Here is a 24,141-nt window from a genome sequence, read left to right on the forward strand (position 1 = left end):
CCGCCATTGCGTCGCCGGCCGGTCGGTGCATAATCCCTTCAGCCGGATATAACGGGAGGGCTGGGGATGAAGGGAGAGCGGCGACATATTGTTGCCCTGGTGCTGTTGCCGACGCTGTTGTCGCTGGCGCTGCTGCTCTTCTTCCTGCGCGGTTCGCTGCATGAATGGGCCGTCCAGCGCTGGGCCGAGGACAACAAGGCCTTTGTCGATTCGCTGGCGGCACGCCTCGACGCGGAAATCGAACAGCCGTTGCAGTTGTTGCGGCTGGCGGCGAAAAGCCGGGCTTTTCAGTCCTTGCCCGAACGTTCGTCGATCGACCTGGCGCTGAATGGCATCCCCGGTGAACTCGATCCGGAAAAGCACGAAATTCTCGAAGCTCTGCGCCAGGCTGGCGGTTTTTCAGTGCTGTTCGTGCTGACGCCGGAAGGCGATCACTATATTTCCCATCCGTTCAGCGTTCAGCGTGCGTTGCGCAAGTACAACCTGGCTGATCGTGCCTATTTCCAGCAAGCCGCCAGCACCGGGTTGCCGGTGGTTTCAGATGGCTTTACCGGGGCCGACGGGGTTCCCGCGGTGGCCATCGATATCCCGGTGCTGGATGCATCGGGCAAGGTCATTTTGCACCTTGGCGGGGTTCTCCACCTGACCCGCCTGGCCGATCTGCTGCGTGCCGGGAAAATCGAGCCTTTCGAGCGTGCGGCGCTGTTCGACGGGGCAGGCCAGCGGGTTGCCGATTCGCGACTGGGCGTCATTGCCGGAGATGAAATGGCGGAAGCCTGGTCCCCGGGGGCGACGGCAATGACGCGTGTGGACGCCGATGGCGAACCCTGGCTGCGTTTCGTTGCCCCGCTGCGCCACGGCTGGCATCTCAGCCTGATGCGCAGTGAGGCGGCGTTGAATGCTGCCATCACCCCGCAGGTGCATCGGGTCATGCAACTGGTTTCGCTGATGGTGCTGGTGCCTTGCCTGATCGGGCTGTTGCTGGCTTTCCATTTCAGCCGTCGCTGGCGTCGCGCCGATCAGGCGCTGCTGGCAGCCAAAAATGAACTCGAATTGCGGGTCCAGGAGCGAACCCAGGCGTTGCAACTGTCCGAAGTGCGTTACCGGACGCTGTTCGAATCGACGGCCGAAGCCGTCCTGATTCTCGACGGGCTGACCATCGTCGATTGCAATCCGACGGCAATGCAGATGTTTGGTGCCGAGTCGCAGGAACTACTGCTCGGCAACACGCCGGTGGACTTCTCGCCGACCGTGCAGCCGGATGGCGAGGCTTCGCTGCCGGCCGCCGAACGGCTGATCGCGGCCGCACTGCGCGGCGAACTGCCGCGTTTCGAATGGACGCACCGGCGGATCGACAACCGCCAGCTGTTCATCGCCGAACTGATCATCAGCCGGATCAGGCTGGGCGAGCGGACATTGATCCAGTGCAGCCTGCGCGACGTCACCCAGCACCGGCAGGCCGAGCGCGAACTGGCTGCGTACCGGGAGCACCTTGAGGAGCTGGTCGAGCTGCGCACCGGCGAACTGGCACAAGCCAAGCAGTTTGCCGAAACTGCCAGCGTGGCGAAAAGCGCTTTCCTGGCCAACATGAGCCACGAAATCCGGACGCCGATGAATGCCATTCTCGGCATGGCCCGGCTGGTCCGCAAAGGGGGCTTGAGCGACGAGCAGATCGCGCAGATGGGCAAGCTGGAGACGGCCAGCGCGCATTTGCTGGAAATCATCAATGCGGTGCTCGACCTGTCCAAGATCGAAGCCGGCCGTTTCTCGCTGGAGTCGGTGCCGGTGCAGATCGAAGCGCTGGTGGCCAATGTCCTGTCGATGGTGCATGAACGGGTGCAGGCGAAAGGCCTGGCGCTGCTCAGCGAGGTGCCGCATCTGGCGGGTGCTTTGCTGGGTGATCCGACGCGACTGCAGCAGGCCTTGCTCAACTACGTGACCAACGCGGTGAAGTTCACCGAGCGCGGCGGCATTGTCATCCGTCTCGTCGTCGAGGCGGAGGATGCGCAATCGATGACGCTGCGTTTTGAAGTCGAGGATAGCGGTATCGGCATTCCCGAAGAGGCGTTGCCACGGCTGTTCTCGGCATTCGAGCAGGCGGATGCATCGACGACCCGGCATTACGGCGGCACCGGCCTTGGTCTGGCAATTACCCGCAAACTGGCGCGCCTGATGGGTGGCGATGCCGGCGTGCGCAGTCAGCCGGGCGTTGGCAGCACCTTCTGGTTCACGGTCTGCCTGGACAAGGATGATCAGGCCCCTGTCACCTTGCCGGCTGCCGGTGACAATCCCGGGGAGCGCCTGCGCAGTGATTTTGCCGGGCGCCGGGTGCTGCTGGTCGAAGACGAGCCGATCAACCGGGAGATCGCGGTGATCCTGCTGGAGGATCTCGGGCTGCAGGTCGATCAGGCGGAGGACGGTGAGCAGGCGGTGGCCATGGCGGCGGCGAGCAATTACGACCTGGTCCTGATGGACATGCAGATGCCGCGCATGGACGGTCTGCAGGCGACGCAGCACATCCGCCGCCTGCCGGCGCATGCGCGGACGCCGATCCTGGCGATGACGGCGAACGCCTTCGCCGAGGACAAGGCGCGTTGTCTGGAAGCCGGCATGGACGATTTCATGGCCAAGCCGGTGGTGCCGGAACGCCTCAGCGCAATGTTGCTGCGCCACCTGTCCGGCATTGCCAAAGCTTAGCGCCGGCGCCAGACCTGCCAGCGTTCGCGGCCGGAAAATACCGGAATCGAGTCGTTGACCGCAGTATCCTCAATGCACTCGAACGCCGGTTGCAGCAGCGCCGCGAGTTGTTCGGGCAGGATGCCGAACGGTGGTCCCTTGACCTGGTCGCAGACGAAGAAATAGCCGGCAAGCAGGCCGCCGCCTGGCAGCAGTTCGGCGACGCGGCGGCCCCAGTCGTCCCACAGCTTGCGCGGCAGCGCGCAGAGGAAGGCGCGTTCGTAGATCAGCGCCGGTGGCTGGGCTGGCTCAAAGGTGAAAAAGTCGGCGCAGACGAGGTCGACCGCAGCAGTGCCGAGTACGGCGCGTGCCTTGTCCACAGCGACCGGCGAGAAATCGAGCGCCGTCACCGGCCAGGCGTTTTCAGCCAGGCAGGCCGCCTCCCAGCCGCTGCCGCAGCCCGGGATCAGCGTGGTCAAGGGCGCCGGCTGGCGGGCGACGAAGGCGGCGAAATCGGCCGGCACCCGGCCGGCATCCCAAGGGGTGATGCCCTCGCCGAAGCGCTGGCACCAGAAATCGGGGTGTTCCGGGCGCTGGCTCGGTGGCTTCTGCGTGTCGGTCATGGTTTTTTCAGCGCCTTCGCCGATTGCTCGATGGCATCCTCAAGGTAGCTCTGGTAGAAGTCGGGCAACCTGGCGCCAACGATCGATTCGTGCAGTTTCCGGCCGCCCGGCCCGTAAAAGGCCACGACGGGCACCAGGCGGATTTTTTCGGTGGCGGCAAAACGGGCGTGCGTGGTCGGTCGACCGGAGAAATCAGTCAGCGGCGCCTCGGTGTCCTGACCAATCTCGCGGATCACGACGCGACCGGCGTAGCGCGGATCGGCGGCCAGCGGCTGCAGGTAGTCGCGCTTGATCGTCTGGCAAAAGCTGCAATCGGCCCGACTGAAGATGACGATCAGCGGCGCGCCAGCGCGCGCGGCCTGGCGCGCTTCGGCGTCGAGCTGGCTGGCCCGTGGCAATTCGGCCGCCGCCAGGGAGGCCAGGGGCAGGCATGCTAGAATCAGCCCCCCGAACAGCCCACGCCATGTCTTCCAGGATTGCCTCATGTCCGCTCCATCGAAAATTGTCATTGCCTCCCGCGAATCCCGTCTGGCCATGTGGCAGGCGGTGCATGTCAGAGAACGCTTATCGAGTTTAAATCCCGGGACGGAAGTTGTCATTCTCGGGATGACCACCAAGGGTGACCAGATTCTCGACCGGCCGCTCGCCGAGATTGGCGGCAAGGGCCTGTTCATCAAGGAACTCGAAGTGGCGATGCAGGAAGGCAAGGCGCATCTGGCCGTGCATTCGATGAAGGATGTGCCGATGGTGATGCCGGACGGCTTCGTGCTGGCCGCCATCTCTGCCCGCGAGAATCCGCGCGATGCCTTCGTTTCGAACAACTACGCCAGCCTTGACGAACTGCCGGCAGGCGCCGTCGTCGGCACCTCCAGCCTGCGCCGTGAAGCGATCCTGCGCGCAAAATATCCGCAACTGGTGATCAAGAGCCTGCGCGGCAACCTCGACACGCGGCTGAAGAAGCTCGATGCCGGCGACTACGACGCAATCATCCTCGCCGCCGCCGGCCTGATCCGCCTCGGCATGGAAAACCGCATCAAGGCGGTGTTGACCGCAGAACAGTCACTGCCGGCACCGGGACAGGGCGCGCTCGGCATCGAACTGATCGATGGCGCCGCCGCCATGGCTGATGTTGTTGCCCCGCTCAACGATCCGGAAACCGCCCATTGCGTCAAGGCTGAACGCGCCTTCTCGCGCGCCCTCGGCGGCAGTTGCCAGGTGCCGCTCGGCGGCTATGCGATCATCGACAACGGTCAGTTGTGGTTGCGCGGTTTCGTTGCCAGTGTCGATGGCAGCGAGATGGTGTCCGCCGAATTGCGCGGCAACCCGGCCGATGACGAAGCACTCGGCCGTCAGCTGGCCGACATGCTGCGGGCTCAGGGGGCGGAAGCCATCCTGGCCAGGCTGGCCTGCAAGTAAGGTAGTGTGATGACGACCGGCCCGCTTGCCGGCCGTACCATCGTGGTAACCCGGCCGCGCGCTCAGGCGGCGCCGCTGGCCAAGATGATTGCTGCCGGCGGCGGCAATGCACTGTTGTTCCCCCTGCTCGAAATTGCGCCCGCTGGCGATACGGCAGCGCTGACCAGCGCTGCCGGGCGGCTGGCTGATTATTCGCTGGCGGTATTCGTCAGTCCGAACGCGGTTGCCCATGCCTTGCCGCTGCTGCTTGCCGATCGTCCGTGGCCGGCGCATCTGCAGCCACTGGCGGTCGGTCCGGGAACCGTCAGGGCGCTTGCCGAAGAAGGGGTGCCAAACTGCCTGGCACCTGCCGAGCGCTTTGATTCCGAAGGCCTGCTGGCGCTGCCCGAACTCGTTGCCGAACGGCTTACCGGTCGGCGGGTCGCGATCTTCCGCGGCGATGGCGGGCGCGAACTGCTGGCCGACACCTTGCGGGAACGCGGGGCTATCGTCGACTGCATCACCTGTTACCGGCGCAGCGGCCCGGCTGCCGGTTTCGATCAACTGCTCGATGCCTGGCGTGACGCTCGCCTTGATGCAATCGTCGTTTCCAGCAGCGAAGGCCTGCGTTACCTGGTCGATGGCTTGTCGGCCGAAGGTCGCGACTTTCTCCGGCAAACCCCGCTGTTCGTACCGCACGAACGCATTGCCGGCATCGCCCGGGAACTCGGCCTGAATCGGGTCGAGTTGACGGAAGCCGCCGACAGCGGCCTGATTCAGGGATTACTTGCTTATAATTGGTCAGCATGAACGTCGAACAATCCTCCACCCCTCCCGCTGAACCGGTCACGGCACCTGTTGCCAAGGCCCGGCGCAACAACAAGGGCGGCGCCCTGTGGCTGCTGCCGGTTGCGATCCTGGGCGGCCTCCTGGCCTGGCAGTGGTACGACACACGCCAGCAAATGACCGAATTGCGCCAGGACGTCGCACGACGTCTGGCCGACGCGGCTGTCGTCGCCCGCAATGAGGCCCAGGCCGGCCAGCAGTTGCTGGAGCGCAGCACGGCCTTGGCCGGACGCCTTGACGCCATTGAAGCCACGCTGGCCGAGGGGCGGGATCAGGAAGAAGCCTTGCAGGCGCTCTACCAGGATGTCGCCAAGGGGCGGGAAGAAGCACAGCTGCTCGAAATCGAGCAGGCGATAACGCTTGCCGCGCAGCAGATCCAGCTTGCCGGCAATGTTCCGGTCGCGCTGCTCGCGCTGCGCTCGGCCGACGCCCAGCTGGCACGTCTGGACAAGGCCCGGCATCTGCCGCTGCGCAAGGCGCTGGCGGCCGATATCAGCCACCTCAACGAACTGCCGCTGGCCGACATTCCGGGCATCAGCCTGCGTCTGGAGCAGATCGTCAGCGGCGTCGAAAAGTTTCCGTTCATCGTTCATGGCCGGCCGGTCGAGGAGGCCAGTGCCGCCGTCGAACCGGATGATGCACCGGCGCCCTGGTGGCGACTGGTGTTGTCTGATCTCTGGCAGGAAACGCGGACGCTGATCCGCATCCAGCGCTTCGACCGCGAGGAGCCGGCGCTGCTGGCGCCGGGGCAGGGATTTTTCCTGCGCGAGAACCTTAAATTGCGGCTGCTGAGTGCCCGGTTGGCGCTGTTCGCCCGCGATCAATGGACTTTCCGCAACGAGCTGAGCGTCGCACGCTCCTGGCTCGAACGCTATTTCTCCACCGAGGACCGGGCCGTACAAGCTGCCATCGAACAGCTCAAGGAGTTGTCGGCGGCGGAAATCATCATCGAGCTTCCCGACCTGCGGGCCAGCCAGCAGGCGCTGGTCGGTCTGCGTGAAGGCAGGGAAACGCGGTGAGAGGCTTGTTCTGGATCCTTGCGCTGTTCGCGCTGGCGGCTGCTGTCGCGCTCGGTGCCAGTTTGAACGATGGCTATGCGCTGATCGTGCTGCATCCGTGGCGGCTGGAAATTTCGCTGAATTTCCTGGTGCTTGCTCTGGTGCTGTTGTTCATTGCCTTCCATGTCATCCTGCGTGCCTGGTCGCTGACCATGGGCATGCCGCGGCGTGTCCAGGAATATCGCCGGCGGCGGCAGCGCGAGAAATCGGGCGTGGTGTTCCAGGAGGCTGTGCGTTTCCTGTTCGAAGGCCGTTACGGCCAGGCGCTGAAGCGTGCCGGTGAAGCCTATGCTGCCGGGCGTGCGCCCGGCCTGGCCGCATTGATCGCCGCCCGGGCGGCGCAGCGCCTGGGTGAGCCGTCGCGCCAGCAGGAATGGCTGGAAAAGGCCAAGCAGCAGGATGCCCGCAACGAGCCGGCAACGCTGATGCTGGAAGCGGAGATGCTCAACGAGGAGCGGCGTTTCGCCGAGGCGCTGGCAGCGCTGGCGCGCCTGCAAGGCAAGCTGGGGCGTCATATCGCTGCGCTGCGCATCGAGTTGCGCGCACGCCAGGGTCTGGGTGACTGGGATGGCGTTCTCAAACTGTTGCGCCAACTGGCCAAGCGCGATGCCTTGCCGGCGGAGACGGTGCATACCCTGGCCGTCAAGGCGCATCTGGCCAACATCGTTCGTTGTGCGGATGACAGCACCGCGCTGACCGCCTACCTGCGGACAGTCCCTGCAGCGGAACGCAGTGCCGATGTCGTGCTGGCCGCCAGCCGTGGTCTGGCGCTTGCCGGGGCCGATGGGGAAGCGCAGAAACTGATCGAGGGGATGCTCGATCACGGTGATGATGAGGTGTGGCAGAGCGATCTGGCCGCGATCTACGGGCGCCTGAGCGGTGGCGACCAGATGTCGCGCATCGCCCGCGCCGAGGAATGGTTGCGCCAACGGCCGGATCACGCCGGCTTGCTGCTGGCGCTGGGCCGCATGTGCGCCCGGCAGCGCCTGTGGGGTAAGGCGCAAAGTTATCTGGAGGCTTCGCTATCCGTTGAGGAGACGCAGGCGGGGCACCTTGAACTGGCACGTCTGGGCGATCAGCTCGAACGGGTCGACGACGCCAACCGGCATTACCGCGCTGCGGTCATGCCGGCCAATGACGAAAAATAACCGCAGAGGAGCGGGCTGTGCTGAACATCGACATGCGCAAGATCTACAATTTCTACCCCATCGATCCGGCACCCGCAGCGGGCGCCTTGCCGACCGGGGGCGACATCTACTACGAATGCCTCGACTGTTCGGTCATCGTCAACTCCGTCCCGCATATCAAGGCCGCCTGCGCTTGCGGCAACCTTCAGGGGGGCGGCGGGAAGATGGAAATGAAGGACCCGGAACGCGTCCGGGCCGTCAGGGGCAAGCTGAAGTAAGGCTTACACCCAGTCCTGTGGCTGCAGGAAGACTTCGTAGAGTTCCGCTTCCGGCGTGCCGGCTTCCGGCTGCCAGTCGTAGCGCCATTTGACGATCGGCGGCAGCGACATCAGGATCGATTCGGTGCGCCCGCCGGACTGCAGCCCGAACAGCGTACCGCGGTCCCAGACCAGGTTGAACTCGACGTAGCGGCCCCGGCGATACGCCTGGAAGTCGCGCTCGCGATCGCCGTAAGGCATGTCGCGGCGTTTCGCCAGTACCGGCAGATAGGCTTTGGTAAAGGCGTTGCCGACAGCCTGGGTCAGGCTGAAGCAGCGTTCGAAACCACCCTCGTTGAGGTCGTCGAAGAAGACGCCGCCGACACCGCGCGGTTCGTTGCGGTGCTTGAGGAAGAAATACTCGTCGCACCACTGCTTGTACTTCGGGTAGACATCGTCGCCGAAGGGCGCCAGCGCATCCCGGCAGGTCCGGTGAAAATGCGCCACATCCTCGCGTTGACCGTAATAAGGCGTCATGTCCATGCCGCCGCCAAACCACCAGACGTCCTCTTCACCCTCCTTGGTCGCAACGAAGCAGCGGACGTTCATGTGCGCCGTCGGGCAGTAGGGATTGCGCGGATGCAGCACCAGCGACACCCCCATCGCCTCCCAGGCCCGCCCGGCCAGTTGCGGGCGCACGGCTGTGGCCGAGGCCGGCAGCGATTTGCCAGTGACGTGCGAGAAATTGACCCCGCCACGCTCGAAGAAATCGCCTTCCTCGATCAGCCGCGAAATGCCGCCGCCACCTTCGGGACGTGTCCAGGAATCGGTGCGGAAGGCTTGGCCGTCGAAGGCTTCGAGCTCGGCGACGATACCTGCTTGGAGGGTGGTGAAGAAGGTTTTGAGTTGCTTGGTGTCCATGGGGGCGCTGTCTTTTTTGTGAGTTGGTTGGGCTGTGGTTTTGCTGTTGGGTTCCCCGCGTTACTCGGCACCTCCCAAGGGGCCCGGAAGAACGATCCGGTTTTTGAGGGTTTTCTCGGGTCGACCACAATAGTCGGTTCCATGGCGGGTTTTGGCGCTGCAAGCGCGAAACCCCTGCTCAAGAAAACCAAAGCCGGCGTAACAGAATCCCGTCACGCCGGCTGGCAGAAAACCGGTTCAGCGGCTGATCGCCCGATAACCGATGTCTTTGCGGAACTGCATGCCATCCCAGCCGATCTGTACGGCCGCCTCGTAGGCTGCCTTCTGCGCCAGCTTGACGTTTTCGCCCAGCGCCGTGACGCAGAGCACGCGACCGCCGGCGGTGACGACCTGGCCGTCCTTGTCTGCCGTGCCGGCATGGAAGACATGGGCGTCTTCGCTGAAGCTGTTGCCGGCGGGCAGGCCGTGGATGGCGTCGCCCTTCTTCGGGGTGTCCGGATAGTTGGCGGCGGCCAGCACGACGCCGAGGGCGACGCGGCGGTCCCATTCGGCTTCGACCTGGTCGAGTGTGCCATTGATGCCGTGTTCGAGCAGCTTGACGAAGTCGGACTTCATCCGCATCAGGATCGGCTGGGTTTCCGGGTCGCCCATGCGGCAGTTGAATTCCAGCGTCTTGACGCTGCCGTCCTTGGCGATCATCAGGCCGGCGTAGAGGAAGCCGGTGAAGGGAATGCCGTCAGCGGCCATGCCGCGCACGGTCGGCAGGATGATTTCGCGCATCGCCTTGGCGTGGATTTCCGGCGTGACGCAGGGGGCCGGGGAGTAGGCGCCCATACCGCCGGTGTTCGGGCCGGTATCGCCGTCGCCGATGCGCTTGTGGTCCTGGCTGGAGGCCAGCGCGAGGACGTTCTTGCCGTCGACCATGACGATGAAGCTGGCTTCCTCGCCGTCGAGGAAATCCTCGATGACGACGCGGGCGCCGGCATCGCCCAGCTTGTTGCCGGACAGCATGTCGTCGATGGCGGCGTGCGCTTCATCGAGGCTCATGGCAACGACGACGCCCTTGCCGGCGGCGAGGCCGTCAGCCTTGATGACGATCGGCGCGCCCTGCCTGTCGATGTAGGCGTGCGCCGCGGCAGCGTCGGAGAAAGTCTCGAAGCCGGCGGTCGGGATGTTGTGGCGGGCCATGAAGCGCTTGGCGAAATCCTTGGAGGATTCAAGCTGGGCAGCTTCCCTGGTCGGACCGAAGATCTTCAGGCCACGGTTACGGAAAACATTGACCACGCCAGCCGCCAGCGGCGCCTCGGGGCCGACGACGGTGAGATGAACATTGTTCTGCTCGGCAAAATCCGCCAGCGCTTCCGGGGCGGTGATATTGACGTTTTCCAGTTCATGCTCGCGCGCCGTGCCGGCGTTGCCGGGGGCGACAAAAACCTTCTGCAGGCCCGGCGTTTTTGCCAGGCGCCAGGCCATGGCGTGCTCGCGGCCGCCGGAACCGATGACGAGTAGTTTCATGGTTTTTCCTTGTTAGTGCCTGAAGTGGCGCGCACCCGTAAACACCATCGCGATGCCGTGTTCGTCGGCAGCGGCGATGACTTCCTCGTCGCGCATCGAGCCACCCGGCTGGATGACGGCGGTGGCGCCGGCTTCGGCGAGGACGTCGAGGCCGTCGCGGAACGGGAAGAAGGCATCCGATGCGACGACCGAGCCCTTCAGCGGCAGGCCGGCGTTCTGCGCCTTGATGCTGGCGATCTTGGTCGAATCGACGCGGCTCATCTGGCCGGCGCCGACGCCGAGCGTCATGCCGCCGCCGCAGAAGACGATGGCGTTGGATTTGACGAACTTGGCGACGCGCTCGGCGAAGAGCAGGTCTTCGATCTGTTGGGCGGTCGGCTGCACTTTGGTGACCACCTTCAGGCCGCTGGCTTGGGCGGTGAAGTCGTCAGCCGTCTGCACCAGCAGGCCGCCGCCGACGCGCTTGAGCTCCAGCTTGTTCAGGTCTTTACCGAGCGGCACGACCAGCACGCGCAGATTGGCTTTGGCCGCCAGCGCGGCCTTGGCTTCGGCGGTGAAGGACGGGGCGATCAGCACTTCGACGAAGTGCTTGCGCTGGTTCATGGCTTCAACGACGTCGATGCCGACTTCGCCGTTGAAGGCGATGATGCCGCCGAAGGCCGAGGTCGAATCGGTCTTGAAGGCCTTTTCGTAGGCGCCGAGCAGGCTGCCGTCGATGGCGACACCGCATGGATTGGCGTGCTTGATGATGACGCAGGCCGGGACATCGAAGGCCTTGACGCATTCCCAGGCGGCGTCGGAGTCGGCGATGTTGTTGTACGACAGTTCCTTGCCCTGCAACTGCGTGTAATTGGCGATGCTGCCCGGCAGCGCGGTGGTGTCGCGGTAGAAAGCGGCTTGCTGGTGCGAGTTTTCACCGTAGCGCAGGATTTCGCTGCGGTCGAAGGCCAGTTGCAGCCTGGCCGGGAAGATTGCCGGAACCGGTGCAGCTTCAGCCGGCTTGGCTTCAGCACCTTCGTCGAGGCCGGTCAGCCAGTTGGCGATCATGCTGTCGTAGCGGGCGGTGTGCGTGAACGCCTTCTTCGCCAGGTTGAAGCGGGTGGCGAGTTGCAAGGCGCCAGCGTTGGCTTTCATTTCCGCCAGCAGCGGTGCGTAGTCTTCCGGATCGGTGACGATGGCGACGCCGTTGTAGTTCTTGGCCGACGAGCGGACCATGGCCGGACCGCCGATGTCAATGTTCTCGATGGCGTCCTCCAGGGTCACGCCGGCCTTGGCGATGGTCGCGGCGAACGGGTAGAGGTTCACGCAGACCAGATCGATGGTCGGAATGCCGTGGGCTTCGATGGTGGCCAGGTGTTCCGGCAGGTCGCGACGGGCCAGGATGCCGCCATGAACTTTCGGGTGCAGCGTCTTGACGCGGCCGTCGAGCATTTCCGGGAAACCGGTGTAATCGCCGATCTCGGTGACGGTCAACCCGGCGTCACGCAGCATTTTGGCGGTGCCGCCGGTGGACAGCAGCTTGACGCCCTGGGCCGCCAGGCCCTGGGCGAATTCGAGTACACCCGTCTTGTCGGAGACGGAAATCAGTGCTTGCTTGATGGTCATGGCGATTACAGTAGTTGATGTTCGGTAAGTTTCTTGCGCAGCGTATTGCGGTTGATGCCCAGCATCTCCGCCGCCAGCGTCTGGTTGGTGCCGGCCTTGGCCAGAACCACCTCCAGCATCGGTTTTTCGACGCTCTTCAGGACCATGTCATAAATCGCGGCCGGCTTTTCGCCATCCAGGTCCCGGAAATACTGCTCCAGTGCGTTGATCACGCACCGCCCCAAATCATGTTGGCTCATGCTGCCAACGCCTCCTCTGCGTATTTTAGGTGTCGATGCTCTTCCGCCAGGCGGAGGAAGAAGTCGTTCACTGCCTGCATCTGTTGTTCGATGCTGGGCAGGACGTTCATTTCCTTGCGGAAGGCTGCCGAGCCAACCAATCCCTTGGTGTACCAGGAGATGTGCTTGCGGGCGACCTTGAACCCCGTTTCCGGGCCGTAGAAATCGTAGAGGTCAGCCAGATGCGCCTTGAGTATCTCGTGGATCTCGCTGACTTCGGCCGGCGGCAGGTGCTCGCCGGTCTTCAGATAATGTTCTATTTCGCGGAACAGCCAGGGCCGGCCCTGGGCGGCCCGGCCGATCATGATGCCATCGGCGCCGGTGACGTCGAGCACGTGCTTGGCTTTTTCCGGCGTCGTGATATCGCCGTTGGCGATCACCGGGATCCTGATCAGTGTTTTCACCAGCGCAATGGTGTCGTACTCGGCCTCGCCGGTGTATTGCTGGCAGCGCGTCCGGCCATGGATGGCGACGGCGCGCACGCCGGCGGATTCGGCGATGCGGGCGATGGTCGGTGCGTTCTTGTTGGCGATGTTCCAGCCGGTGCGGAACTTCAGCGTCACCGGGGTGTTCGGGATGGCGCCGACGACGGCGTCGAGAATCTTGCCGACCAGTTCCTCGTCCTGCATCAGCGCCGAACCGGCCATGACGTTGCACACCTTCTTGGCTGGGCAACCCATGTTGATGTCGATGATCTGCGCGCCATTATCCACGTTGTGGCGGGCGGCTTCGGCCATCATCTTCGGGTCGGCACCGGCGATCTGCACCGAGATCGGCGCCACTTCGCCGACGTGGTTGGCGCGGCGCAGCGTCTTGGCGCTGCCGTAGAGCAGCGAGTTCGACGTGACCATTTCGGACACGGCCAGGCCGGCGCCCATCTTCTTGCACAACTGGCGAAACGGACGATCCGTGACGCCGGCCATGGGGGCAACGAACAGGTTGTTGCGGAGCTGAAAACCAACGAATTCCATGGGCGGCCGAGGGGTAAAAGCGGGTGCGGGATAAAGCGGGGAAGCCGCGCATTTTACCCGAGTCGGCGCCTAAAAAATAGTCAAATCGTCAGGCTCAGGGTTAACAGCAGGGCAAACAGCAGTTGTAGGCCGGCTGTGGCGGCGAGCAGCCGGTTGAACGCTGGTCCCGGCGTTTCGCGGTGGAAACGCCGGATCAGCCACAGCGCCAGCGGCAGCGACAGCAGCGGTAGCCAGGTGGTGCCGTCGAGCAGCGGCAGCAGCGCGTAGGGGGTGAGGATTTCGCCGGTGTACAGCCAGCGCGTCGCTGGCCGGCCGAGCCGTACGGCCAGCGTGCGCTTGCCGCTGGCGGCGTCGCCGTCGAGATCGCGGTAGTTGTTGACGGTGATCACCGCCGCCGCGTGCAGGCCGAGCAGCGTGCCGGCGAGCAGCGCCGCCGGTGACAGGCTGAGGGTCTGCAGGTAATGGCTGCCGGCGACGGCAACCAGGCCGAAAAAGACGAGTACGAAAACCTCGCCCAGCGGCCCGTAGGCGATCGGCTTCGGGCCGCTGGTATAGCTCCAGCCGGCGGCCAGCGAGGCCAGGCCGATGGCGATGATCGGCCAGCCGCCATGGGCGACCAGATAGATGCCGCAGACGAAGGCCAGTGCGAAGCTGGTCCACGCACCGGCCTTGACCGTGGCCGGCGTCAGCCAGCCTTCGGCGGTGGCGCGGCGCGGGCCGATGCGCCCGGGCTGGTCGGTGCCGCGCAGGAAATCGCCGACGTCGTTGAACAGGTTGGTGCCGATCTGGATGAAGGCCGCACCGAAGGCCGCCGCCAGCAGCGGCAGCCAGAGCAACTGGCTGCTTTGCTGCCAGGCGATGGCGGTGCCGACGAGCACCGGCGACAGCGAGACGGTCAGTGTTTTCGGGCGACAGGCGAGGAACCAGGCGGTGCTTTTCTTCATGCGGCGGAAACCATGGGCGAATGGCGCGACTTTAGCGTGGGCATCGCGGATTCGCCCTTGGTATGGATCAAGGCCAGGCGCGGGCGCCCCAGATCATCCGTTTGGCGACGAAATGGCGGGCCGGCGGGAAGACGTCGAGGGCGAGCAGGCCGAGGCCGCGGACCAGTTTGAGCGGGCCGCAGTCGTTGGAGAAGGCCTTGACCACCTTGTCGGTGAAGAAGGCGCCGCCGTCGCGGTCGAGTCGGCGGCTGGCGGCGTAGGCGGCCAGATTGCTGCGGTCGACGCCGTCTTTCAGCAGAATTTCCGCCAGTTGCCAGGCGTCGCGCAGGCCGAGGTTGAAGCCTTGGCCGGAGACCGGGTGCAGCGTCTGCGCGGTGTTGCCGATCCACACTTCACGGCCGCGGTGCAGGCTGGTGCGCAGGCGCAAGGCGAGCGGAAAACGGCTGCGTTTGCCGGGCTTCGAGAAACGCATGCTGCGGCCGAACTGGCTGGCCAGTGCGGCGACGAAGGCATCGTCGTCGAGCGCCATCACGGCGTCGGCCTTGGCCGGCGGCAGCGTGAACACGATCGAGTATTCGTCGCCGAGCGGCAGCAAGGCCAGCGGGCCGTCCGGCGTGAACCGTTCCCAGGCGCGCCGGCCGTGTCCCGGTGTTGGCGTGACTTCGCAGATCACTGCGTGCTGGGCGTAGTCGCTGACCGTGACTTCAGGGTCGTCGGCTGGCGTGCCTTCGGCATGCACCAGCAGCTTGCAGCGGATGCGGCGTAGCGTGCCGGCGTGGCGCAGGGCGACGGTGACGCCGTTGTCATCCGGCGTGGTGTCAAGGATTTCGGTTTCGGCGAGCAGCGCGCCGTCGGTGAGCCGGGCGGCCAGTGCGGCGGCGAGGTCGCGGTAGCGGACGACGTAGCCGAGCGCCGGCAAGCGGTAGTCGGCGCGGTCGATCAGCGTCCGGCCGAAGCCTGTCTTTTGCGATACGTGGATGGTTTCGATCGGCGTTGCTGCCCGAGTCGGCCAGCCGTCAATCTGTTCGAGCAGTTCGCGGGCGCCGTGCGACAGCGCCAGCGCGCGCGGGTCGGCTTGCAGCGCCTGTTGCGGTCGACGGTCGATCAGCAGCGATTTCTGGCCACCGGCAGCGAGCGCCAGGTGCAGCGTCATGCCGACCGGGCCGGCGCCGACGATCAGGATGTCGGTCTGTTCAACAGCTTCAGTCATGGCGCATCACTTCCTCGATCTCGGCGACCGTTTTTGGTGCCGTCGTGTAGACATTACAGCCGTCGGTGGTGACGCGCACGTCATCCTCAATGCGGATGCCTATACCGGCCAGTTCGGCCGGTATGTCGGCGCCCGGACGGATGTACAGGCCGGGTTCGACGGTCACGGTCATGCCCGCTTGCAGCGTCGTCCAATCGTTGCCGATCTTGTATTCGCCGGCGTCATGCACGTCCAGCCCGAGCCAGTGGCCGGTGCGGTGCATGTAGAAACGGCGGAAATCGCCTTTTTCGATCAGGGTGTCCACATCGCCCGTCAGCAGCTTGAGGTCGACCAGTCCCTGCGTCAGCACGCGCACGGCGGCGTCGTGTGCTTCCATGAAGTGGCGGCCGGGAGCGGTGGCATTGATGGCGGCAGTCTGCGCGGCCAGGACGATTTCGTAGACATCCTTCTGCGCCGGCGTGAAGCGGCCGCTGACCGGGAAGGTCCGGGTGATGTCGGCGGCGTAGCCTTCGACCTCGCAGCCGGCGTCGATCAGCACCAGCGTGTGGTCGTTCAAGAGCTTGTTGTTGTCGACGTAATGCAGCACGCAGGCGTTGGCGCCACCGGCGACGATCGGCGAGTAGGCGTGACCGTCGGCGCCGCGCTTGCGGAATTCGTAGGACAGTTCGGCTTCCAGCTCGTACTCGGCCATGCCCGGGCGGCAGGCGTGCATGGCACGGGCGTGGCCGGCGCTGGCGATGTCGGCGGCGCGCTGCATGATCGCCAGTTCGGCTTCGTCCTTGCGCAGGCGCATGGCGTCGAGTTCGGCGCGCAGGTCGTGCACCGCGCGTGGCGCCCGCTTGCCGGCGCGGGCCTGGGCGCGGACTTCGTTCAGGGCTTTGGCGATTCGCGTATCCCAGTCGGCGTCATGGCCGATGGCGTGCCACAGCGTGTCGCGGTCGACCAGCAATTCCGGCAATTTCCTGTCGAGCTGTTCGATCGAATACGCCGCATCGAAGCCAAAGGCACTTTTCGCCGCCTTCGGGCCGTAGCGGTAGCCATCCCATATCTCGCGTTCTTCGTGTTTATCGCGGCAGAACAGGATCGATTTCGCTTTCGTGCGACCGTTGCCGCCGACCAGCACGATCACCGCTTCCGGCTCAGGGAAGCCGGACAGGTACCAGAAATAGCTGTCGAAACGGTAGGGATAGTGCGCGTCACGGTTGCGCACGACTTCCGGTGCCGTCGGGATGATGGCGACGCCACTGCCGATGGTCTGCAGCAGGCGCTTGCGGCGGGCGAGAAAGGGGGCGTGGCTCATGCGGTTTTCAGTTCCTGGTCAAGTTCGGCGAGCCTTTGTGGCGTACCCACGTCGACCCAGCGGCCGGTGTAATGTTCCCCGGCCAGTGTGCCGGCGGCAATCGCTGCGTCGAGCAGTGGGCGTAGTTTCATCGGCTGGCCGACCGGAACATGAGCGAACATGGCCGGCGAAAAAACGCCGATACCAGCATAGGTGAATGTTTGCCCACCACTCGCCGGGATGACCCGGTCGCCGGCCAGCGCGAAGTCGCCGGCCGTGTGGTGCGCCGGATTGCTGACCAGCAGCAGGCGGGCGCCAGTGTCAGGGCATTTTTGTTCGTTTTCTGCGGTCGACCGCGAGAATTGGCCAAAATCCACGTCGCAGAAGACATCGCCATTGACGACGAGAAAGGGCGCATCGCCGAGCAGTGGCAAGGCCCGGGCGATGCCGCCGGCGGTTTCCAGCGCACCCGGTGGTTCCGGCGAGTAATTGATTGTGAGTCCCCACTTCGCGCCATCGCCTAGCGCAGCTTCGATGTGCGCGCCGAGGTGGGCGTGGTTGATGACGATCTCGCGGAAGCCGGCGGCCGCCAGCTTTTCCAGGTGCCAGACGATCAGCGGCTTGCCGCCGGCCTGGAGCAAGGGCTTCGGCGTGTGGTCGGTCAGCGGCCGCATGCGTTCGCCGCGGCCGGCGGCGAGGATCATCGCTTTCATCGGCGTTTAGCGGCGGTAGCCGATCTGCTCGGTATTGCCTTCGAGCTTGTCGAGCAGGTTGAGCAGCGGCTTGAGCGGGATGTAGCGACTGGCGGTCTTGCGCGCGTAGTTCATGAAGCGCGGCAGGTCTTCGCTGTATTTGTCCTTGCCGTCGCGGTACTTCAGGCGGCAGAAGATGCCGAGCACCTTGAGGTGGCGCTGCAGGCCCATCAGCTCGTAGTCGCGCCAGAAGTCGCCGAAGTCGGTGCGTACCGGCAGGCCGGCGGCACGGGCCTTTTCCCAGTAGCGGACGACCCAGTCGATTTCCTGTTCCTCTTCCCAGGAGATGAAGGCGTCGCGGAACAGCGAGACGACGTCGTAGGTGATCGGCCCGTAGACCGCGTCCTGGAAGTCGATGATGCCCGGCGTCAACGTTTCGGCGCTTTCGACGACCATCAGGTTGCGCGGCATGAAGTCGCGGTGGACGAAGACCTTGGGCTGGTTCAGCGCCGAGTTGATGAGGAACTTGAAGGTCCGGTCGAGCATCAGCAACTCGTTGGCGTCGAGCTGGACGCCGAGGTGGCGGCCGACGAACCATTCCGGGAAGAGGTCGAGCTCGCGGCGCAGCAGCGTTGCATCGTAGGGCGGCAGCGTGGCGGCGGTCGACGACAGCTGCCATTTGACCAGCACATCGAGCACCGGGCGGATCAGCGTATCGGCCAGCGACAGGTCGGCGTTGAGCGCGTCGAGGTAACCGATGCGGCCGAGGTCGGTGAGTACCAGGAAACCGTTGTCGAGGTCCTGGTCGAGAATGCGCGGTGCGGCCAGGTCAGCCTTGGCCAGTAGCCCGGCGACCTTGATGAAGGGCTTGCAGTCTTCCTTGTCCGGTGGTGCGTCCATCAGGATGCGCGTGCTGCCGTCCGGCCAGGTCAGACGGAAATAGCGGCGGAAGCTGGCGTCGGCGGAAGCTGGCGCCAGGGTGACGGATTGGTTCGGGAAGCGACTGGCAACCCAGTCGGTAACAAGTTGATCGCGCGACATCGAGTAGGGGAAGGTTCGTTGTAAAATGGCACGATTTTAACACCCGGGCACCGGCCTTTCCGGTCCCGTCCCGCCCAGAATGCTCCGATGACAGGTTTCTCCCGACGTCCGATTGCCGCGCTGGTCTGCTGCCTTTTTGCCAGCGCGCAGGTCTCGCACGCAGCGCTGGGTGGTTTGCCAGCGGCCTCGCCGGCCCCTGTTGCCGGCACCGGCGGCGTGCAGTCTGCCGTGGAAAATTTGCCGGGGTTGCGCCTCGAGCGGCGCTTCAATGTACTGGAACGGCAGAAGGCAGCGCGCAAACTGGCATCTGCCGGCACCGTGCTGCCCGTGGTCAGCAGGCCTGATGATGCCTATCCGCTGTTCCTGACTGCCGACAATCTCGAAGGGCAGACCGACGAGCTGGCAGTGGCCGAAGGGAATGTCGAATTGCGCAAATCCGGCATGCTGCTGCAGTCGGATCGCCTGACTTACCGTCCGCTTGACGACGAAGTCGATGCCTTGGGCAATGTCCGTCTTTTCGAGGATGGCGCCGAGATCAAGGCCGAGCATCTGCGCATGAAACTGTCCGAGCAGATTGGTTTCGCCGATCAGGCCAGCTATTCGATCGCCAAGGAAGTCGACAGCAAGCTTTACGTGAAGAACCAGACGGTGGTCACCGTGGCTAGCGTCAATGGCGCAAACAGTGGCGCGCCAATGATGCTCAACGTGGCCAATGTTTATGGTCTGCCGACCGAGCTGCCGGAAAAACGCCAGACGACGGCCAGTGGTGAAGCGGCGCGTATCGATTTCGAGGGCGAGAATCACATGCGCCTGACGGCCAGCACCTTCTCCACGTGCAAGCCGGCGAATCCCGACTGGTACATGCAGGCAGCCCAGATCAATCTGGACTATGACGAGAACTACGGCACCGCTGACAATGCATCGCTGTGGTTCCAGGGCGTGCCACTCTTCTATACGCCCAAGGCCTGGTTTCCGCTCAACAACCAGCGCCGTTCGGGGCTCCTGACGCCTTCGTTCAAACAGTCCTCGAAGACCGGTTTCGATGTGACGATGCCTTACTACTGGAATATCGCGCCCAACTACGACGCGACCTTCCATCCCCGCTACATGAGCAAGCGGGGAGTTCAGCTTGGCCTCGAGACCCGTTACCTGGGAACGTCATATAGCGGTGACTGGCGGACCGAATACATGCCCGATGACAAGGAGGAACGTCGTCGTCGCTATGCTTACGCGATCAAGCATCAGCAGAGTTTCGAGCACGGTTTTTCGGCGGCACTGAACTGGAATGGTGTATCGGACGATCTTTACTGGGAAGACATGTCTTCCCAGTTGTTGCAGACCTCCCAGGTCCAGTTGCCGCGGCAGGCCTCGATCAGCTACGCGCCGAGTCCGTGGTTGCAAACCTCGATGCAGGTATTGCGTTACCAGACGCTGCAGCCGGATCCGGAAAACCCGATCGAGCGCCCCTATTTCCTCGAGCCACAACTGAGTCTTGTCGGTTACCGGCCAAACGTGATGGGGCTTGATCTGAGCGTGATCGGCCAGTATTCCCGCTTCGTCCACGAGGACCGGCAGACGAAGGACCAGGGTGAGCGGCTGGTGTTGTACCCACAGGTCAGCTTGCCGATCATTTCGCCTGCCTTCCAGATCATACCCAAGCTCGGTTTGCACATGAGCAGTTATGCCATCGATCGCTCCCGGCTCTCAGGCGCAGATACGGAGCGTATTTCCCGTGTCTTGCCGACGTTCACGTTCGATTCGACGATGATCTTCGAGCGCGAGAGCGAACTGTTGGGCAACGCCTTTGTGCAGACGCTGGAGCCGCGCCTGTACTACGTCAATATTCCTTACAAGGATCAGAGCCGGATTCCCGTTTTCGATAGCGGCCTGACCGATTTCAATTTTGCCCAGGTGTTTTCCGAGAACCGCTACAGCGGTTATGACCGGATCAATGATGCCCACCAGCTGACGGCTGCCCTGACAACGCGGATTCTCGACGGCACGACGGGGGCCGAGCGCTTCAAGGCAATGCTCGGCCAGCGCTATTATTTTTCCAAACAGCGCGTGGCATTGCCGGGGGAGACTTCGCGCGAGGATAATTTCTCCAACATCATTGCCTCGATCAATGGCCTGGTGGCGCCGAAAACCTATGCCGAGGCGACCTGGGAATACAACAACGAAGAGCGCATCAACGAGCGCTTTTCCACCGGTATCCGTTTCCAGCCGGATTACGGCAAGGTTCTGTCGGCCAGCTATCGCTACACGCGCGATCCGCTGACCAACAAGTCGGTGGTCGACCAGGTCGATTTTGCCGGCCAGTGGCCGATTGCGCCGCAGTGGTACGCTGTCGGCCGCTACAACTATTCGTTGCGCGACAGCAAGATGCTGGAAACCATCGGTGGTCTTGAATACAACGCTGGCTGCTGGGCCGTGCGCGGTGTCGTCCAGCGGCTTGCAGCGACCTCCGGCTCGCCGAATACCAGCTTCTTCCTGCAACTGGAATTGCAGGATTTCACCAGTATCGGTTCCAATCCGCTTGGCCTGCTGCGCCGCAGTATTCCCGGATATGGTAAAACCAACGAATTGCCGACTGACCGCAGCCTGATATCCAACCAATGACCCTCATGCAAAAGACCATTCGTACTCTGCTGTTATCCTTGTGTTGTCTGCTGATGCCAACTGTTTACGCGGCACCGGCGGATGTGGTCGAAGCCGACTACATCGTCGCTGTAGTAGGCGATGGGGTGATCACCCGCAACGAATTGCGGGCACGTCTGGCGGTGGCACTCAAGCAACTGGAAAAACAGGGAACGCCGTTGCCCCCGCAGGATGTCCTGGAGCGCCAGATGCTCGAACGCCTGATCATGGATCAGGCTCAGTTTGCCTACGCCAAGGAAAATGGCCTGCGTATCGATGATCCCCAGCTTGACCAGGCAATCGGTCGCATTGCCGCCAACAACAAGCTGAACGTCGCGCAGTTCCGGGCAACGCTGGAAAAGGATGGTGTGGACTACGCCGAATTCCGCGAGGAAATCCGTGGCGAGATGATCATGGCCCGCCTGCGCGAGCGCGAAGTCGAGAGCCGGCTGGTGGTTTCCGACAGCGAAATCGACAATTACCTGGCCAACCAGGCCGCCAGCGGCGGTGGCGATGAATATCATCTGGCCCACATCCTGTTGCGGGCGCCCGAGTCGGTGACGCCGGAACAACTGCAGAAGCTGCGCCAGCGCGCCGAGCAGGCACTGGCCAAGGCGCGTGCCGGCGATAACTTTGCCGAACTGACGGCAACCTTTTCCGATGCGCCGGATGCCTTGCAGGGCGGTGACCTCGGCTGGCGCCCGCTGGACCGCCTGCCGACGCTCTATGCCGAAGCTGCAGCCAAGCTGCCGGATGGCGGCATCAGCGAGTTGTTGCGCTCGTCGGCCGGTTTTCACATCGTCAAACTGGTCGGCAAGCGCGGTGGCAATGCGCCGGCGTCGGTCATGCAGACCAATGCCCGGCACATCCTGATCCGCGTCAATGAAGTGGTTTCCGAAGCCGAAGCCCGGCATCGTCTGCAAACAGTCCGCGAGCGCATCGTCAACGGCATGGATTTCGCCGAACAGGCGCGGGTGTTCTCGCAGGATGGCTCGGCCGCCAAGGGCGGCGATCTCGGCTGGCTGAATCCCGGCGATACCGTGCCCGATTTCGAGCGCGCGATGGACGCGCTGAAGCCGGGCGAACTCAGCCCGGTCATCCAGTCGCCGTTTGGCATGCACCTGATCCAGGTCATCGAACGCCGCGAGCGCGATGTTTCGGCCGAGCGCCAGCGTTCGGTCGCGCGTCAGGCCATCCGCGAACGCAAGCTCGACGACGCCTACCAGGACTGGCTGCGCCAGCTGCGCGACCGCACCTACGTCGAGAATCGCCTGGAGCAGGAATGAACCGTCCGCTGATCGCCGTCACCAGCGGCGAGCCGGCCGGCATCGGTCCCGAACTCTGCCTGAAGCTGGCCGGCTGGCCGGGTGAAGGGCGGCCGGTCGTGCTCGGCGACCGGCAACTGCTGCAACAACGTGCCGACCAGCTTGGTCTGGACGTCGAACTGCGCGATTTCGTTCCCGGATTTTTGCCAAATCCTGCGGTCGACCGCAATATTCTGGATGTTTTGCCCATTCCGCTGGCCGTGCCCGCGCAAGCCGGCGTACTCGACGCCGCCAACGGTGCCTACGTGCTGGCGCTGCTCGACCGCGCACTGGCCGGTTGCCAGTCCGGCGAATTCGCCGCGATGGCGACGGCGCCGGTGCACAAGGGCGTCATCAACGATGCCGGCGTTGCCTTCACCGGCCACACCGAATATCTCGCCGAAAAAACCGGCACGCCGCTGGTGGTCATGATGCTCGCCGGCGACACCCCGGCCGGCCCGCTGCGCGTAGCGCTGGCGACCACGCACCTGCCGCTGAAGGACGTACCGGCGGCGATCACCGCCGACCTGCTCGAACGCACCTTGCGCATCCTGCACGCCGATCTGCGCAGCAAGTACGGCATCGCCGAACCGCGCATCCTGGTCGCCGGCCTCAACCCGCACGCCGGCGAAGGCGGTTATCTCGGCCGCGAGGAAATCGACATCATCGAACCGGTACTGGCCAGACTGCGCGGTGAAGGCATGCAGCTTTCCGGCCCACATCCGGCCGACACGATGTTCACCCCGCCGGTGCTCGCCGGTGGCGACGCGGTGCTGGCGATGTACCACGATCAGGGCCTGACCGCGCTCAAGTACGCCACCTTCGGCAACGGCATCAATGTCACGCTCGGCCTGCCGGTCATCCGCACTTCGGTCGACCACGGCACCGCGCTGGCGCTCGTCGGCAGCGGCAAGGCCGACGCCGGCAGCCTGTTTGCGGCAGTCACGGAAGCGGCCCGGATGGCTGCAAGGAAAAAAACATGAAGGGACACGTTGCCCGCAAACGCTTCGGCCAGAACTTTCTCGTCGATGGCGGCATCATCGGCGCCATCGTCTCGGCGATCAATCCGGCACGCACCGACACCGTCGTCGAAATCGGCCCCGGCCTCGGCGCGATTACCGTGCCGCTGCTCGAACGCGTTGATCACCTGCACGTCGTCGAAATCGACCGCGACCTGATCGCCCGGCTGAAGAAACAGCATCCGCCGGCACGCATGACCATCCACGAAGGCGACGCACTGGCCTTCGACTTCGCCAGCATCGGCCGCGACCTGCGCCTGGTCGGCAACCTGCCGTACAACATCTCGACGCCGCTGCTGTTCCACCTGGCTGATTACGGCCCGCTGGTGCGCGACATGCATTTCATGCTGCAGAAGGAAGTCGTCGAGCGCATGGTCGCCGAACCCGGCTGCGCCGACTACGGCCGGCTGTCGGTGATGCTGCAGTACCGCTTCTGGCTGGAATGGCTGATCGACGTGCCGCCGGAAAGCTTCGACCCGCCGCCCAAGGTCGAGTCCGCCGTCGTCCGGCTGATTCCCAAGGATCCGGCACTGTTGACCGCAAAAGACCCGGGCAAACTCTCGACCGTCGTCCAGTCAGCCTTCGCCCAGCGGCGCAAGATGCTGCGCAACAATCTCAAGGGCATCCTCGGCGACGCCGGCTTCGCCGCCCTCGACATCGCCCCGACGCTGCGTCCGGAAGACCTGCCGCTGGACGATTACGTGCGGATTGCCAACTATCTGACGAAGTAGTCCGGGCCGGGC

The 24,141-nt window shown here is 64.2% G+C and carries 22 protein-coding genes; 10 read left to right on the plus strand and 12 right to left on the minus strand.

What is annotated here, in order from left to right:
* The first annotated feature begins 66 nt into the window (after positions 1–66).
* Positions 67–2,697 carry a response regulator gene (locus BJN45_RS02745; RefSeq protein ID WP_076091801.1) on the plus strand — a complete coding sequence of 877 codons (2,631 nt, stop codon included), beginning with the start codon at positions 67–69 and terminating at the stop codon, positions 2,695–2,697.
* Here BJN45_RS02745 and BJN45_RS02750 read toward each other — a convergent pair.
* Positions 2,694–3,299: a methyltransferase domain-containing protein gene (locus BJN45_RS02750; RefSeq protein ID WP_076091803.1), complete on the minus strand. Its 606-nt coding sequence runs from the start codon at positions 3,297–3,299 to the stop codon at positions 2,694–2,696. The two genes, BJN45_RS02745 and BJN45_RS02750, sit on opposite strands and share 4 nt — an antisense overlap.
* Positions 3,296–3,784: a thioredoxin family protein gene (locus BJN45_RS02755; protein ID WP_076091805.1), complete on the minus strand. Its 489-nt coding sequence runs from the start codon at positions 3,782–3,784 to the stop codon at positions 3,296–3,298. Before BJN45_RS02755 ends, BJN45_RS02750 begins: the two co-directional genes overlap by 4 nt.
* Here BJN45_RS02755 and hemC point away from each other — a divergent pair.
* The 5 genes from hemC to BJN45_RS02780 are packed head-to-tail and all read left to right on the plus strand — an operon-like array spanning position 3,783 to position 8,003.
* Positions 3,783–4,715 carry a hydroxymethylbilane synthase gene (gene hemC / locus BJN45_RS02760; RefSeq protein ID WP_076091807.1) on the plus strand — a complete coding sequence of 311 codons (933 nt, stop codon included), beginning with the start codon at positions 3,783–3,785 and terminating at the stop codon, positions 4,713–4,715. The two genes, BJN45_RS02755 and hemC, sit on opposite strands and share 2 nt — an antisense overlap.
* A gap of 9 nt (positions 4,716–4,724) precedes the next feature.
* Positions 4,725–5,504: a uroporphyrinogen-III synthase gene (locus tag BJN45_RS02765; protein WP_076091809.1), complete on the plus strand. Its 780-nt coding sequence runs from the start codon at positions 4,725–4,727 to the stop codon at positions 5,502–5,504.
* On the plus strand, positions 5,501–6,559 hold the full coding sequence (locus BJN45_RS02770; RefSeq protein ID WP_076091811.1) for a uroporphyrinogen-III C-methyltransferase: 1,059 nt from the start codon (positions 5,501–5,503) through the stop codon (positions 6,557–6,559). The genes BJN45_RS02765 and BJN45_RS02770 overlap by 4 nt, the downstream gene beginning before the upstream one ends.
* Positions 6,560–6,564: 5 nt before the next feature.
* Positions 6,565–7,746: a heme biosynthesis HemY N-terminal domain-containing protein gene (locus tag BJN45_RS02775; RefSeq protein WP_170873011.1), complete on the plus strand. Its 1,182-nt coding sequence runs from the start codon at positions 6,565–6,567 to the stop codon at positions 7,744–7,746.
* 17 nt (positions 7,747–7,763) lie between these two features.
* Positions 7,764–8,003, plus strand: coding sequence for a hypothetical protein (locus BJN45_RS02780; RefSeq protein WP_076091815.1), 240 nt, complete (start codon positions 7,764–7,766; stop codon positions 8,001–8,003).
* Between the two features lie 3 nt (positions 8,004–8,006).
* On the opposite strand, the gene hemF is transcribed toward BJN45_RS02780, so the two are convergent.
* The 10 genes from hemF to BJN45_RS02830 all read right to left on the minus strand — a co-directional run bounded on the left by hemF (position 8,007) and on the right by BJN45_RS02830 (position 18,438).
* Positions 8,007–8,903, minus strand: a complete 897-nt coding sequence (gene hemF, locus BJN45_RS02785) for an oxygen-dependent coproporphyrinogen oxidase (RefSeq protein ID WP_076091817.1) — start codon at positions 8,901–8,903, stop codon at positions 8,007–8,009.
* Positions 8,904–9,140: 237 nt separating this feature from the next.
* Entirely contained in the window at positions 9,141–10,418 is a 1,278-nt protein-coding gene (gene purD, locus BJN45_RS02790) for a phosphoribosylamine--glycine ligase (protein WP_076091819.1), read from the minus strand.
* A gap of 12 nt (positions 10,419–10,430) precedes the next feature.
* Positions 10,431–12,023 (minus strand): bifunctional phosphoribosylaminoimidazolecarboxamide formyltransferase/IMP cyclohydrolase, encoded by a 1,593-nt coding sequence (purH, locus tag BJN45_RS02795; protein WP_076091821.1) that lies wholly within the window; start codon positions 12,021–12,023, stop codon positions 10,431–10,433.
* A gap of 5 nt (positions 12,024–12,028) precedes the next feature.
* Positions 12,029–12,262 carry a Fis family transcriptional regulator gene (locus BJN45_RS02800; RefSeq protein WP_076091823.1) on the minus strand — a complete coding sequence of 78 codons (234 nt, stop codon included), beginning with the start codon at positions 12,260–12,262 and terminating at the stop codon, positions 12,029–12,031.
* Positions 12,259–13,272, minus strand: coding sequence for a tRNA dihydrouridine synthase DusB (dusB, locus tag BJN45_RS02805; RefSeq protein WP_076091825.1), 1,014 nt, complete (start codon positions 13,270–13,272; stop codon positions 12,259–12,261). Before dusB ends, BJN45_RS02800 begins: the two co-directional genes overlap by 4 nt.
* A gap of 80 nt (positions 13,273–13,352) precedes the next feature.
* Positions 13,353–14,216: a 1,4-dihydroxy-2-naphthoate polyprenyltransferase gene (locus BJN45_RS02810; RefSeq protein WP_076091827.1), complete on the minus strand. Its 864-nt coding sequence runs from the start codon at positions 14,214–14,216 to the stop codon at positions 13,353–13,355.
* Between the two features lie 67 nt (positions 14,217–14,283).
* On the minus strand, positions 14,284–15,426 hold the full coding sequence (locus tag BJN45_RS02815) for an FAD-dependent monooxygenase (RefSeq protein WP_076091829.1): 1,143 nt from the start codon (positions 15,424–15,426) through the stop codon (positions 14,284–14,286).
* Positions 15,419–16,726 carry an aminopeptidase P N-terminal domain-containing protein gene (locus BJN45_RS02820; protein WP_076091831.1) on the minus strand — a complete coding sequence of 436 codons (1,308 nt, stop codon included), beginning with the start codon at positions 16,724–16,726 and terminating at the stop codon, positions 15,419–15,421. The genes BJN45_RS02815 and BJN45_RS02820 overlap by 8 nt, the downstream gene beginning before the upstream one ends.
* Complete coding sequence (gene murU / locus BJN45_RS02825; RefSeq protein ID WP_205750540.1) at positions 16,723–17,409, minus strand: N-acetylmuramate alpha-1-phosphate uridylyltransferase MurU; 687 nt, start codon at positions 17,407–17,409, stop codon at positions 16,723–16,725. Before murU ends, BJN45_RS02820 begins: the two co-directional genes overlap by 4 nt.
* 15 nt (positions 17,410–17,424) lie before the next feature.
* Positions 17,425–18,438 (minus strand): aminoglycoside phosphotransferase family protein, encoded by a 1,014-nt coding sequence (locus tag BJN45_RS02830; RefSeq protein ID WP_076091835.1) that lies wholly within the window; start codon positions 18,436–18,438, stop codon positions 17,425–17,427.
* An 87-nt stretch (positions 18,439–18,525) separates the two neighbouring features.
* On the opposite strand from BJN45_RS02830, the gene BJN45_RS02835 reads away from it, so the two are divergent.
* From BJN45_RS02835 to rsmA, 4 genes are read left to right on the plus strand one after another with little or no spacing between them, the layout of a single operon-like run.
* The gene (locus tag BJN45_RS02835) at positions 18,526–21,057 is read left to right on the plus strand and encodes an LPS-assembly protein LptD (RefSeq protein WP_076091837.1); all 2,532 of its coding nucleotides are present in this window, start codon (positions 18,526–18,528) and stop codon (positions 21,055–21,057) included.
* A gap of 53 nt (positions 21,058–21,110) precedes the next feature.
* Positions 21,111–22,361 carry a peptidylprolyl isomerase gene (locus BJN45_RS02840; RefSeq protein WP_240494478.1) on the plus strand — a complete coding sequence of 417 codons (1,251 nt, stop codon included), beginning with the start codon at positions 21,111–21,113 and terminating at the stop codon, positions 22,359–22,361.
* The gene (gene pdxA, locus BJN45_RS02845; protein ID WP_076091841.1) at positions 22,358–23,362 is read left to right on the plus strand and encodes a 4-hydroxythreonine-4-phosphate dehydrogenase PdxA; all 1,005 of its coding nucleotides are present in this window, start codon (positions 22,358–22,360) and stop codon (positions 23,360–23,362) included. Before BJN45_RS02840 ends, pdxA begins: the two co-directional genes overlap by 4 nt.
* Positions 23,359–24,129 carry a 16S rRNA (adenine(1518)-N(6)/adenine(1519)-N(6))-dimethyltransferase RsmA gene (rsmA, locus tag BJN45_RS02850; RefSeq protein WP_076091843.1) on the plus strand — a complete coding sequence of 257 codons (771 nt, stop codon included), beginning with the start codon at positions 23,359–23,361 and terminating at the stop codon, positions 24,127–24,129. The genes pdxA and rsmA overlap by 4 nt, the downstream gene beginning before the upstream one ends.
* Positions 24,130–24,141 lie beyond the last annotated feature (12 nt).

This window comes from Azonexus hydrophilus (assembly GCF_001956855.1).
GTDB classification, from domain to species: Bacteria; Pseudomonadota; Gammaproteobacteria; order Burkholderiales; family Rhodocyclaceae; genus Azonexus; species Azonexus hydrophilus_A.

What these genes read in the sequence shown, in the direction of transcription:
- dusB (WP_076091825.1), bottom strand. Translation starts at nt 13,272, where the DNA reads ATGGAATTCGTTGGTTTTCAGCTCCGCAACAACCTGTTCGTTGCCCCC.
- purH (WP_076091821.1), bottom strand. Translation starts at nt 12,023, where the DNA reads ATGACCATCAAGCAAGCACTGATTTCCGTCTCCGACAAGACGGGTGTA.
- murU (WP_205750540.1), bottom strand. Translation starts at nt 17,409, where the DNA reads ATGATCCTCGCCGCCGGCCGCGGCGAACGCATGCGGCCGCTGACCGAC.
- BJN45_RS02750 (WP_076091803.1), bottom strand. Translation starts at nt 3,299, where the DNA reads ATGACCGACACGCAGAAGCCACCGAGCCAGCGCCCGGAACACCCCGAT.
- BJN45_RS02810 (WP_076091827.1), bottom strand. Translation starts at nt 14,216, where the DNA reads ATGAAGAAAAGCACCGCCTGGTTCCTCGCCTGTCGCCCGAAAACACTG.
- hemF (WP_076091817.1), bottom strand. Translation starts at nt 8,903, where the DNA reads ATGGACACCAAGCAACTCAAAACCTTCTTCACCACCCTCCAAGCAGGT.
- pdxA (WP_076091841.1), top strand. Translation starts at nt 22,358, where the DNA reads ATGAACCGTCCGCTGATCGCCGTCACCAGCGGCGAGCCGGCCGGCATC.
- BJN45_RS02745 (WP_076091801.1), top strand. Translation starts at nt 67, where the DNA reads ATGAAGGGAGAGCGGCGACATATTGTTGCCCTGGTGCTGTTGCCGACG.
- BJN45_RS02840 (WP_240494478.1), top strand. Translation starts at nt 21,111, where the DNA reads ATGCCAACTGTTTACGCGGCACCGGCGGATGTGGTCGAAGCCGACTAC.
- BJN45_RS02765 (WP_076091809.1), top strand. Translation starts at nt 4,725, where the DNA reads ATGACGACCGGCCCGCTTGCCGGCCGTACCATCGTGGTAACCCGGCCG.
- BJN45_RS02770 (WP_076091811.1), top strand. Translation starts at nt 5,501, where the DNA reads ATGAACGTCGAACAATCCTCCACCCCTCCCGCTGAACCGGTCACGGCA.
- purD (WP_076091819.1), bottom strand. Translation starts at nt 10,418, where the DNA reads ATGAAACTACTCGTCATCGGTTCCGGCGGCCGCGAGCACGCCATGGCC.
- BJN45_RS02830 (WP_076091835.1), bottom strand. Translation starts at nt 18,438, where the DNA reads ATGTCGCGCGATCAACTTGTTACCGACTGGGTTGCCAGTCGCTTCCCG.
- BJN45_RS02815 (WP_076091829.1), bottom strand. Translation starts at nt 15,426, where the DNA reads ATGACTGAAGCTGTTGAACAGACCGACATCCTGATCGTCGGCGCCGGC.
- BJN45_RS02800 (WP_076091823.1), bottom strand. Translation starts at nt 12,262, where the DNA reads ATGAGCCAACATGATTTGGGGCGGTGCGTGATCAACGCACTGGAGCAG.
- BJN45_RS02820 (WP_076091831.1), bottom strand. Translation starts at nt 16,726, where the DNA reads ATGAGCCACGCCCCCTTTCTCGCCCGCCGCAAGCGCCTGCTGCAGACC.
- BJN45_RS02755 (WP_076091805.1), bottom strand. Translation starts at nt 3,784, where the DNA reads ATGAGGCAATCCTGGAAGACATGGCGTGGGCTGTTCGGGGGGCTGATT.
- rsmA (WP_076091843.1), top strand. Translation starts at nt 23,359, where the DNA reads ATGAAGGGACACGTTGCCCGCAAACGCTTCGGCCAGAACTTTCTCGTC.
- hemC (WP_076091807.1), top strand. Translation starts at nt 3,783, where the DNA reads ATGTCCGCTCCATCGAAAATTGTCATTGCCTCCCGCGAATCCCGTCTG.
- BJN45_RS02835 (WP_076091837.1), top strand. Translation starts at nt 18,526, where the DNA reads ATGACAGGTTTCTCCCGACGTCCGATTGCCGCGCTGGTCTGCTGCCTT.